The sequence below is a fragment of the Pseudomonas sp. NPDC087817 genome (assembly GCF_044742875.1).
Lineage (GTDB): Bacteria > Pseudomonadota > Gammaproteobacteria > Pseudomonadales > Pseudomonadaceae > Aquipseudomonas.
The window spans coordinates 2,788-13,383 of sequence record NZ_JBIUVJ010000089.1 but is presented as its reverse complement, the minus strand read 5'-3'; the positions used below and the strand labels follow the sequence as shown (position 1 = coordinate 13,383).

The window sequence follows — 10,596 nt, the reverse complement described above, 5'->3', positions numbered from 1 at the left end:
AAAGAAACGGAAAACGAAATAAACAACAATCACACGATAACCTTCATTAATCACAGAGCACATTTCAAAAAAACCGCCGCGTTGGGACAGACCGGCAGATGAAACACCGGTACGTTGCTCGCTACACATTTTTTGGAATCGCCCAGCAAAGACTGCTTGGTAATCGGCAACTCCTGCAATTCAGGCGAATCCACAGAAGTTGTATCAAGAAGGGAGCGTAGTCTACCGGAATGCTCCTTTCAGCTCAAACCTTGATCTTCGTCTATTGGCTGCCAATGCAATTTCCAGCCTTCCTGCGCATTGCCATCAAGACCCGGCAGGTTCGCCACCGCGAGCAATTCTTCGCCGCGAAACAGCAGCGGCAATCTGCCACGCACGAAGCCCGGCACCGCACGCTCGTTGAGCAGGCGTTTGAGGTCGCGATGACCCCGCTCGGCCAGATGCATCACTTCGCCGCCCTGCCGATAAGCAATGCGCAGCGGCCCGCGAGGAGTCTGTCCGCTGAACATGACACGCCCGTTATCGGGCAAGCGTAGCGGTGACGCCGGGGCCTGCCAGTCGCTGCCGATCACTGGCGCGCGTAGCCAGTCGCCGCTGAGCCACCACAGACGACCGGCGCTGCGGTGCAGCTCACCATCGGCCAGACACCAGACAGGCGAAGCGCTCTGAGCGGCGTCGCAAAGATTTTTCCAACCCGACCAATGGTCAGTGTCAGGCAGACGCGTCAGTGGTTCGAGCCAGTGACTCGCCGCATTGCGCTGACGGGCGGCAGACAACCCTGCCAGCGACGCCAGTTCCAGCGACTGCAATCCCAGCCATTCGAATGCATGAGGGGATTGCGCCTGAGCCAGATCCATCTGTGCCAGCTCATCGAGCAGGCCTTGCGCTTCACGCAGATGCGCAGCGCTACGGGTCATGCTGGCCTGTGCTTGCGGCCAGCGTTCAGTCAGCAGTGGCGTGATTTGCTGGCGCAAATAATTGCGCGAGAATTGCGAATCCTGATTCGACGGGTCTTCGATCCAGCGCAGTTGATGACTGTGGGCGTAGGACTCCAGCTCCGCCCGAGTGACATCGAGCAACGGCCTAACCAAAGCCCCCTGCCCCAACGGACGCTGTTGTGGCATCCCCGAAAGACCGCGCACTCCCGCACCGCGCATCAGACGAAAAAGCAGGGTTTCGGCTTGATCGTCACGGTGCTGGCCTGTCAGCAGCACGTCATCCAACTGCGTCACCGAACTGAACACCGCATACCGTGCATCCCGCGCCGCCCGCTCCAGACTGGCTCTCGGCTGCACATTCACCCGCACCACTTGTAACGGTATACCCAACACATCGCAGACAGACTGGCAATGCGCCGGCCACGCATCAGCCGCAGCCTGAAGGCCGTGATGGATGTGGATGGCGCTGAGCGTCGGGAGGGATTCGGTTTTTGCCAGATCGGCAAGCAGGTGCAGCAGGACGGTGGAATCGAGACCACCGGAAAACGCGATGCGCCAATGAGTGGCGTTGCGCCACGGCTCAAGATTCAGCAGAAGCCGGGAAGGCAAATCAATCATGGACTGGCCCATATTTAACTCTTCGCCCCAAAACAAATGTAGGAGTGAGCCTGCTCGCGATAGCGGTGTGACAGCCAACACATTGGTTGAATGTTACGCCCTCATCGCGAGCAGGCTCACTCCTACAGGGGTATTGCGTTCGACTTAGAGGCCGTAGCTCATCAGTCGATCGTAACGACGCTTCAACAGCGCTTCGTTATCGAACTTCTTCAGCATCGCCAGTTGAGAGCTCAGCTCGGCACGGATCGACGCAGCAGCAGCGGCCGGATCACGGTGGGCGCCGCCCAGAGGCTCGCCAATCACCTTGTCGACAATGCCCAGACCTTTCAGACGCTCGGCGGTGATGCCCATCGCTTCAGCGGCATCCGGCGCCTTTTCTGCGGTTTTCCACAGAATCGAAGCGCAGCCTTCCGGCGAGATCACCGCGTAAGTCGAGTATTGCAGCATGTTCAGCTGATCGCAGACGCCAATGGCCAATGCACCACCGGAACCACCCTCACCGATAACGGTGGCGATGATAGGGGTTTTCAGGCGCGACATCACACGCAGGTTCCAGGCGATGGCTTCGCTCTGGTTGCGCTCTTCAGCGTCGATTCCAGGGTAGGCGCCCGGAGTGTCGATGAAGGTCAGGATCGGCATTTTGAAACGCTCGGCCATCTCCATCAGACGGCAAGCCTTGCGGTAGCCTTCCGGACGCGGCATGCCGAAGTTGCGGCGCACCTTCTCACGGACTTCACGGCCTTTCTGGTGACCGATGATCATCACCGGCTGGTCTTCCAGACGGGCGATACCGCCAACGATAGCCGCGTCGTCAGAGAAGTGACGGTCGCCGTGCAACTCGTCGAACTCGGTGAAGATGTGCTCGATGTAATCGAGGGTGTACGGGCGTTTCGGGTGACGCGCAAGGCGTGCGATCTGCCAGCTGGTCAGCTTGCCGAAGATGTCTTCGGTCAGCGTTTTGCTCTTGTCCTGCAGGCGGGAGATCTCATCGCCGATATTCAGCGATTGGTCCTTACCGACCAAGCGCAACTCTTCGATCTTGGCTTGCAGGTCGGCGATCGGCTGTTCGAAATCTAGAAAATTCGGGTTCATAGGCGTCCGTCTTGGGTCGTGTCCCAAATGAGCTTGGGCCGGCCGGTTGTCTATTCGCGCCCTACCTTAAGGGAGAGGCGCGCTGAGGTCGAGATTAAAAATTCAGGTTGTGGACAAGTGCAATGATGGCACTTGCCGGTCAACGGTATTGGAGGAAGACGTTGTCTCGCCCGAACTGGTCACGCAGGGCTTGAATCAAGGCATCCGCCGGGTCGATTCGCCAGGTCTCGCCAAACTGCAGCAAGGTCTTCGCATCGGGGCTGGTGTACTCCATGGTAATAGGGCACGCCCCGCGATGACGCTTGAGCAAGTCGCCCAACCAGCGTAGCTGATCACCCTTCAAGTCCTGGGTTTGCAGCTTCAGACGCAGGCTTTCGGCAAGGTTGGTGCGCGCGTCTTCCATGCTCATCACACGCTTGACCCGCAGGCGCAGGCCGCCGGAGAAGTCGTCATTGCTGACCTCGCCTTCGACCACCACCATCGCATCGGTCTGCAGCAGCGATTGCGCAGAGTGGAAAGCATCGGCAAACAGCGACGCCTCGATCCGCCCCGAGCGGTCATCAAGGGTGATGAAGCCCATCTTGTCGCCCTTTTTGTTCTTCATCACCCGCAGCGCGATGATCATCCCTGCAACGGTCTGCGTATCGCGGGCCGGTTTCAGGTCGATGATGCGCTGACGGGCGAAACGGCGGATCTCGCCTTCGTACTCATCAATCGGGTGACCGGTCAGGTACAGCCCCAAGGTGTCTTTCTCACCCTTGAGGCGCTCCTTGAGGGTGAGTTCCTTGGCTTTGCGATGGCTCGCATAAACGTCGGCATCTTCCTCGACGAACAGCCCGCCAAACAGGTCGGCGTGACCACTGTCGTGGGTGCGTGCGGTCTGTTCGGCAGCCTTGATCGCCTCTTCCATTGCCGCCAGCAACACGGCGCGGTTGCGGTCGATGTTGGCCTGGTAGGCCTTTTGTTCGTCATGGAAGTACGGGCCAAGACGATCCAGCGCACCGCTGCGGATCAGACCGTCCAGCGTGCGCTTGTTGATACGTTTGAGGTCAACCCGGGCGCAGAAATCGAACAGATCCTTGAACGGACCTTCCTGGCGTGCCTCGGTGATCGCTTCCACCGGGCCTTCGCCGACACCTTTGATCGCGCCGAGGCCGTAAACGATGCGGCCGTCGTCGTTCACCGTGAACTTGAACTCCGAAGTGTTCACGTCCGGCGCGTCGAGGCGCAGTTTCATCGTGCGCACTTCCTCGATCAAGGTCACGACCTTGTCGGTGTTGTGCATATCCGCCGACAGTACCGCGGCCATGAACGGCGCCGGGTAGTGGGCTTTCAGCCAGGCGGTCTGGTACGAGACCAGGCCGTAGGCGGCGGAGTGGGATTTGTTGAAGCCGTAACCGGCAAACTTCTCTACCAGGTCGAAAATGTTACCGGCGAGGTCAGCGTCAATATTGTTGGTTGCGCAACCTTCAATGAAACCGCCGCGTTGCTTGGCCATTTCCTCGGGCTTTTTCTTACCCATCGCCCGACGGAGCATGTCCGCACCACCGAGGGTGTAACCGGCCATGACCTGGGCAATCTGCATCACCTGTTCCTGATACAGGATGATGCCGTACGTCGGCGCCAATACTGGCTTGAGGCCTTCGTACTGGTAGTCCGAGTGCGGGTACGCCAGTTCGGCGCGACCGTGCTTACGGTTGATGAAGTCGTCCACCATGCCGGATTGCAGCGGGCCCGGACGGAACAGCGCTACCAGTGCGATCAAGTCTTCCAGGCAGTCGGGCTTGAGCTTTTTGATCAGCTCTTTCATGCCGCGCGATTCAAGCTGGAACACCGCTGTGGTTTCAGCTTTTTGCAGCAATGTGTAAGTCGGTTTGTCGTCGAGCGGGATAAACGCGATATCCAGCGGCGGTTCGTTGACCTTGGCGCGGTCACGGTTGATGGTTTTCAGCGCCCAATCGATGATCGTCAGGGTCCGCAGACCGAGGAAGTCGAACTTCACCAGACCGGCGGCCTCAACGTCATCCTTGTCAAACTGGGTTACCAGACCGTCACCAGCCTCGTCGCAATAGATTGGCGAGAAGTCGGTCAGCTTGGTCGGTGCGATCACCACACCACCGGCGTGTTTACCGACGTTACGCACAACGCCTTCGAGCTTGCGCGCCATCTCCCAGATTTCCGCAGCCTCTTCATCGACCTTGATGAAGTCACGGAGGATTTCTTCCTGCTCGTAGGCTTTTTCCAGGGTCATGCCGACTTCGAACGGGATCATCTTCGACAGACGATCCGCCAGGCCGTAGGACTTGCCCTGCACCCGCGCCACGTCACGCACCACAGCCTTGGCGGCCATGGAACCGAACGTGATGATCTGGCTTACCGCGTTGCGGCCGTATTTCTCGGCCACATAGTCGATCACCCGGTCACGGCCGTCCATGCAGAAGTCGACGTCGAAGTCGGGCATCGATACCCGTTCCGGGTTAAGGAAACGTTCGAACAGCAGGTCATATTCCAGCGGATCAAGATCGGTGATCTTCTGCACGTAGGCCACCAGCGAGCCGGCACCCGACCCACGGCCAGGACCGACCGGTACGCCGTTGTTCTTGGCCCACTGAATAAAGTCCATCACGATCAGGAAGTAACCGGGGAAGCCCATCTGGATGATGATATCCAGCTCGAAATTCAAGCGATCGACGTAGACCTGACGCTTGGCTTCATAGTCTTCGGTGGTGTCTTTGGGCAGCAGTACCGCCAGTCGCTCTTCGAGTCCGTCGAAGGAGACTTTGCGGAAATACTCGTCGATGGTCATGCCATCGGGAATCGGGAAGTTGGGCAGGAAGTGCGTGCCCAGTTTCACGTCGATGTTGCAGCGCTTGGCGATCTCGACGGTGTTTTCGATAGCGTCAGGAATGTCGCTGAACAGCTCGGCCATTTCCTCGGCGCTTTTGAGGTATTGCTGATCGCTGTAATTCTTCGAACGGCGCGGATCGTCGAGGGCGCGGCCCTCACCGATGCACACGCGGGTCTCGTGGGCGGCGAAGTCTTCCTGCTTGATGAAGCGCACATCGTTGGTCGCCACCAGCGGCGCGCCAAGCTTGTCGGCCAGGGCTACGGCGCCGTGCAGTTGTTCTTCATCGTTGGGTCGATTGGTGCGCTGGATCTCCAGATAGAAACGATCCGGGAACACCGCCATCCATTCGCGCGCCAGGGCTTCAGCCTCGGCCGGGTTGCCGCCGATCATCGCCATGCCGATCTCGCCCTCTTTGGCAGCGGAGAGCATGATCAGGCCTTCGTTGGCTTCGGCGACCCACTCCCGTTCGACAATGATCATGCCGTTGCGCTGGCCTTCGATGAAGCCGCGCGAGATCAATTCGGTGAGGTTGCGATAGCCCTTGGCGTTCATCACCAACAGGCTGATCCGGCTCAGCGGTGCGTCCGGATCCTTGTTCGACAGCCACAGGTCGGCACCGCAGATCGGCTTGATGCCTGCGCCCATGGTGTTTTTATAGAATTTGACCAGGGAACACATGTTGTTCTGGTCGGTGACCGCGACCGCCGGCATGTTCATGGCGGTCAGCGCCTTGACCAGTGGCTTGATCCGCACCAGCCCGTCGACCAGGGAGTATTCAGTGTGCAGGCGTAGATGAACGAATGAAGCCGGCATAGTGATCCTGTCCAGTTACATAGAGACAACAAGGCCCGGATTGTACCGGGCCTTGAATAAAACATCAGCCTTGCGACTAAACCTGCGTCAGACCTTCCAGCGCCTCATAAGCCTGACGCACCGGGGCGAACGAGCGCCGGTGGATCGGCGTCGGACCAAGACGCACCAGCGCTTCCAGATGAACGGGCGTCGGGTAGCCTTTATGGCCCCCAATGCCGTAACCCGGATAGATCAATTCAAACGCGGCCATTTCGCGGTCACGGCTGACTTTGGCCAGAATCGACGCAGCGGCAATCGCCGGCACCTTGCCGTCGCCTTGCACAACAGCTTCAGCGCGCATCGGCAGTTGCGGGCAGCGGTTGCCGTCGATCATCGCCAGTTTCGGCTGAATGTGCAGACCCGCCACTGCGCGCTGCATGGCCAGCATGGTCGCGTGGAGGATGTTCAACTCGTCGATTTCTTCGACTTCGGCGCGGGCGATGCACCAACTGAGAGATTTCTCGATGATCTCGTCGTAGAGCTTTTCGCGCTTGGCTTCGGTGAGTTTCTTCGAATCGTTGAGACCGAGGATCGGCCGGTTCGGATCGAGGATCACCGCCGCCGTCACCACTGCACCGCACAACGGGCCACGACCGACTTCATCGACACCGGCAACCAATTCTTCAACTTCGGCGACCAAGGTGAAATCCAGACCCATTTGCATATCTTTCTTGCTCATCGTGTTTGTCCGATCAGGTTGAGGACGGCGTCCGCCGCCTGATTGGATGCGTCCCGGCGCAGGGTGCGATGAATCTCGTCAAAGCCGCGCGTCTGTTCTTCGCCGCCATCGATCAATGGCGACAAGGTCTGTGCCAGCGCCTCAACTGTCGCATCATCCTGCAACAATTCCGGCACCAGCAAGCGTTGGGCCAGCAGGTTAGGCAAGGACACATACGGACTCTTGACCATGCGCTTGAGAATCCAGAACGTCAGGGGCGCCAGGCGATAAGCGACCACCATCGGCCGCTTGTACAGCAACGCTTCAAGGGTCGCCGTGCCGGAAGCGATCAATACTGCGTTGCACGCTGCCAAGGCCAGATGGGACTTGCCGTCTAGCAACGTCACCGGCAGATCGCGGCCGACCAACAGCGCCTCGATCTGCGCACGCCGTTCTGCGTTGGCGCACGGCATGACGAAACGCAAACCCGGGCGCATGGCACGCAGGCGTTCGGCAGTATCGAGGAAAAGTGCGCCCAGCCGACTGACTTCTCCGCCGCGACTGCCGGGCATCAAAGCAACCAGCGGGCCATCGGGCAAGCCCAACTCGGCACGCGCTGCGGCTCGATCAGCTTCCAGAGGAATGGTATCGGCCAGCGTATGACCGACGAACCGCACCGGTACGCCCTTATCTTCATAGAATCTGGCTTCGAACGGCAGCAGGGTGAGCATCAGATCGCAGCCTTCACGGATCTTCAGCACACGTTTCTGCCGCCACGCCCACACCGACGGGCTGACGTAGTGCACGGTCTTGATCCCGGCCTGACGCAGTTTGAGTTCGATATTGAGATTGAAATCCGGCGCATCGATACCGATGAACACGTCCGGTTTCTCGGCGATCAACGTGGCGATCAGATCCTTGCGGCGCTTGAGCAACTCACGCAGCCGGCCAAGCACTTCCACCAAACCCATGACCGACAAGCGCTCCATGGGAAAGTAAGACGTCAGGCCTTCAGCCTGCATCAACGGACCGCCGACACCGATGAATTCGACCGCCGGATGCTGTGCCTTGAGGGCGCGCATAAGACCGGCGCCCAGAATGTCACCGGAAGCCTCACCCGCCACCAGCGCAATACGCAAATTGGCCATGATCAGCGAGTGATGCCGCGAGTCGACGACTGGATGGAGTCGCGGAACACCGCAACTTCCGGGAATTGGGCCGCAGGCTCAACCAGCTCCGCCAGGGCCTGCTCGACCGTCAGTCCTTGGCGATAAACGGTTTTGTATGCGCGGCGCAACGCATGGATAGCGTCTTCGCTGAAACCGCGACGGCGCATGCCTTCGAAGTTCATGCTGCGCGCTTCGGCAGGGTTGCCAAATACGGTGACATACGCCGGAACGTCCTTGCCGATGGCGGTACCCATGCCGGAAAAGCTGTGAGCACCGATGTGGCAATACTGGTGAACCAGGGTGAATCCGGAAAGAATCGCCCAGTCTTCAACGTGGACATGGCCGGCCAATGCGGTGTTGTTGACCAGAATGCAGTGATTGCCGATGACGCTGTCATGACCGATGTGGGCATAGGCCATGATCAGGTTGTGATCGCCCAGCGTGGTTTCCGAGCGGTCCTGCACGGTACCACGGTGAATCGTCACACCTTCGCGGATGACGTTGTGGTCACCGATCACCAGACGGGTTTCTTCACCCTTGTATTTCAGATCCGGCGTGTCCTCACCTACCGAGGAAAACTGGTAGATGCGATTGTGCTTGCCGATGCGGGTCGGGCCTTTGAGGATCACATGCGGCCCGATCACGGTACCCTCGCCGATTTCCACACCTGCGCCGATGATCGACCACGGGCCGACCTCGACGCCGTCTGCCAGTACGGCCGACGGATCGATGATTGCGCGAGGGTCAATCAAACTCATAGCTTGCGTTCCGCGCAGATGATTTCAGCGGAGCAGACTGGCTTGCCGTCGACCGAAGCCTGGCATTCGAATTTCCAGATCTGGCGCTTGCAGCTGATGAACTTGGCTTCGAGGATCAACTGATCACCCGGAAGCACAGGCTGGCGGAAGCGCAGCTTGTCGGAACCGACGAAGTAATACAGGGTGCCGTCGGCCGGTTTGACGTCGAGCATTTTGAAACCGAGGATCCCGGCAGCCTGAGCCATCGCCTCGATGATCAGCACGCCCGGCATGATTGGATGCGCCGGGAAGTGACCATTGAAGAACGGCTCATTGATGCTGACATTCTTGTAGGCGCGAATGCGCTTGCCTTCAGTGTCCAGTTCCACCACCCGGTCCACCAGCAGGAACGGGTAACGGTGAGGCAGGTATTCGCGAATCTCGTTGATGTCCATCATTTCGGGGGGAAGCCTATGTAAAGATTGGGAGCGCGACTGACGCGCACTCCTCTAGCAAATCAAGGAGGCAGTCTAGAGGCTGTGCACACTTGATATGGAAATGGTATCAGCCATCTGATGAAGCATTGCCGTCAGGGGTCACTTCCCCTACGCGCTTTTCCAGCTGTTTCAAACGTCGCGCGATGTCATCGAGCTGACGGATGCGTGCCGCGCTTTTGCGCCATTCGGCCGCTGGTTGCATGGCTGTGCCGGAAGAATACGCGCCCGGCTCGGTAATCGAGTGGGTCACCATGGTCATCCCGGTCAGGAAAACGTTGTCGCAAATATCAATGTGACCGACCAGACCGACACCGCCGGCGAGCATGCAGTGCTTGCCGATTTTGGTGCTGCCGGAGATCCCCACGCACGCCGCCATAGCGGTGTGATCACCGACCTGGACGTTGTGGGCAATCTGAATCTGGTTGTCGAGCTTCACGCCATTGCCGATCACGGTATCGGCCAGGGCGCCGCGGTCGATCGCGGTATTAACGCCGATTTCGACATCGTCGCCGATGGTCACGCCACCGATCTGGGCGATTTTCTGCCAGATACCTTTCTCATTGGCGAAACCGAAGCCTTCACCACCGAGCACGGCACCGGACTGGATCACCACCCGCTTGCCGATGCGCACATCGTGATACAGCGTCACCCGTGGAGCGAGCCAGCCGCCCTCACCGATTTCGCTGCGCGCACCGATCACGCAATGGGCACCCAAGGTCACTTGCGCACCAATCCGCGCACCGGCCTCGATCACCACGAAAGGCCCGACACTGGCGGTCGGATCAACCACCGCGTCTGCAGCAATCACCGCTGTGGGATGGATACCCGCTGTGGCTTTTGGCTTGGGATCGAACAAGTGAGAGAGACGTGCGTAAGCCAGATAAGGGTCCGGCACGACCAGCGCATTACCGGAAAAACCTTCGGCATCCGCGTCCTTGAGCAGCAATGCTGCTGCCTGCGAACCCGCCAGGTATTTACGATATTGAGGATTTGCCAGAAAGCTCAACTGAGCTGGGCCAGCCTCTTGCAAAGTGGCTAGCCCAGTAATTTGCTTCTCCGGGTCGCCACGCAGGGTGGCGCCGAGGAACTCGGCCAACTGGCCGAGCTTGATAGTCACGGTCATGGGTTACTTCAGCTGAGTCCTGCGCTCGAGAGCCTGGCGCGTGAGGTGGGACTGAGGGTTGGCC

General features: G+C 59.1%; 8 protein-coding genes. All 8 read right to left on the bottom strand.

The window, feature by feature from the left end:
* Positions 1 to 239: 239 nt before the first annotated feature.
* Entirely contained in the window at positions 240 to 1,568 is a 1,329-nt protein-coding gene (tilS, locus tag ACIONG_RS28050; RefSeq protein WP_401304050.1) for a tRNA lysidine(34) synthetase TilS, read from the bottom strand.
* Positions 1,569 to 1,700: 132 nt separating this feature from the next.
* Entirely contained in the window at positions 1,701 to 2,648 is a 948-nt protein-coding gene (locus ACIONG_RS28045; protein ID WP_401304048.1) for an acetyl-CoA carboxylase carboxyltransferase subunit alpha, read from the bottom strand.
* A 139-nt stretch (positions 2,649 to 2,787) separates the two neighbouring features.
* Entirely contained in the window at positions 2,788 to 6,309 is a 3,522-nt protein-coding gene (dnaE, locus tag ACIONG_RS28040) for a DNA polymerase III subunit alpha (RefSeq protein ID WP_103303025.1), read from the bottom strand.
* Positions 6,310 to 6,385: 76 nt separating this feature from the next.
* Positions 6,386 to 7,012 carry a ribonuclease HII gene (gene rnhB, locus ACIONG_RS28035; protein WP_007908845.1) on the bottom strand — a complete coding sequence of 209 codons (627 nt, stop codon included), beginning with the start codon at positions 7,010 to 7,012 and terminating at the stop codon, positions 6,386 to 6,388.
* A gap of 11 nt (positions 7,013 to 7,023) precedes the next feature.
* A complete protein-coding gene (lpxB, locus tag ACIONG_RS28030; RefSeq protein ID WP_401304044.1) occupies positions 7,024 to 8,154 on the bottom strand; it encodes a lipid-A-disaccharide synthase in 1,131 nt (376 codons plus the stop codon).
* A 2-nt stretch (positions 8,155 to 8,156) separates the two neighbouring features.
* Positions 8,157 to 8,933: an acyl-ACP--UDP-N-acetylglucosamine O-acyltransferase gene (gene lpxA / locus ACIONG_RS28025; RefSeq protein WP_103303027.1), complete on the bottom strand. Its 777-nt coding sequence runs from the start codon at positions 8,931 to 8,933 to the stop codon at positions 8,157 to 8,159.
* Entirely contained in the window at positions 8,930 to 9,370 is a 441-nt protein-coding gene (fabZ, locus tag ACIONG_RS28020) for a 3-hydroxyacyl-ACP dehydratase FabZ (RefSeq protein ID WP_003222142.1), read from the bottom strand. The genes lpxA and fabZ overlap by 4 nt, the downstream gene beginning before the upstream one ends.
* Positions 9,371 to 9,476: 106 nt before the next feature.
* Positions 9,477 to 10,532: a UDP-3-O-(3-hydroxymyristoyl)glucosamine N-acyltransferase gene (lpxD, locus tag ACIONG_RS28015; RefSeq protein ID WP_213027698.1), complete on the bottom strand. Its 1,056-nt coding sequence runs from the start codon at positions 10,530 to 10,532 to the stop codon at positions 9,477 to 9,479.
* Positions 10,533 to 10,596 lie beyond the last annotated feature (64 nt).

Bases quoted from the DNA above. Each gene is read 5' to 3' on its own strand.
- dnaE (WP_103303025.1), bottom strand. From the start codon at position 6,309: ATGCCGGCTTCATTCGTTCATCTACGCCTGCACACTGAATACTCCCTG.
- rnhB (WP_007908845.1), bottom strand. From the start codon at position 7,012: ATGCAAATGGGTCTGGATTTCACCTTGGTCGCCGAAGTTGAAGAATTG.
- lpxD (WP_213027698.1), bottom strand. From the start codon at position 10,532: ATGACCGTGACTATCAAGCTCGGCCAGTTGGCCGAGTTCCTCGGCGCC.
- tilS (WP_401304050.1), bottom strand. From the start codon at position 1,568: ATGGGCCAGTCCATGATTGATTTGCCTTCCCGGCTTCTGCTGAATCTT.
- lpxB (WP_401304044.1), bottom strand. From the start codon at position 8,154: ATGGCCAATTTGCGTATTGCGCTGGTGGCGGGTGAGGCTTCCGGTGAC.
- lpxA (WP_103303027.1), bottom strand. From the start codon at position 8,933: ATGAGTTTGATTGACCCTCGCGCAATCATCGATCCGTCGGCCGTACTG.
- ACIONG_RS28045 (WP_401304048.1), bottom strand. From the start codon at position 2,648: ATGAACCCGAATTTTCTAGATTTCGAACAGCCGATCGCCGACCTGCAA.
- fabZ (WP_003222142.1), bottom strand. From the start codon at position 9,370: ATGATGGACATCAACGAGATTCGCGAATACCTGCCTCACCGTTACCCG.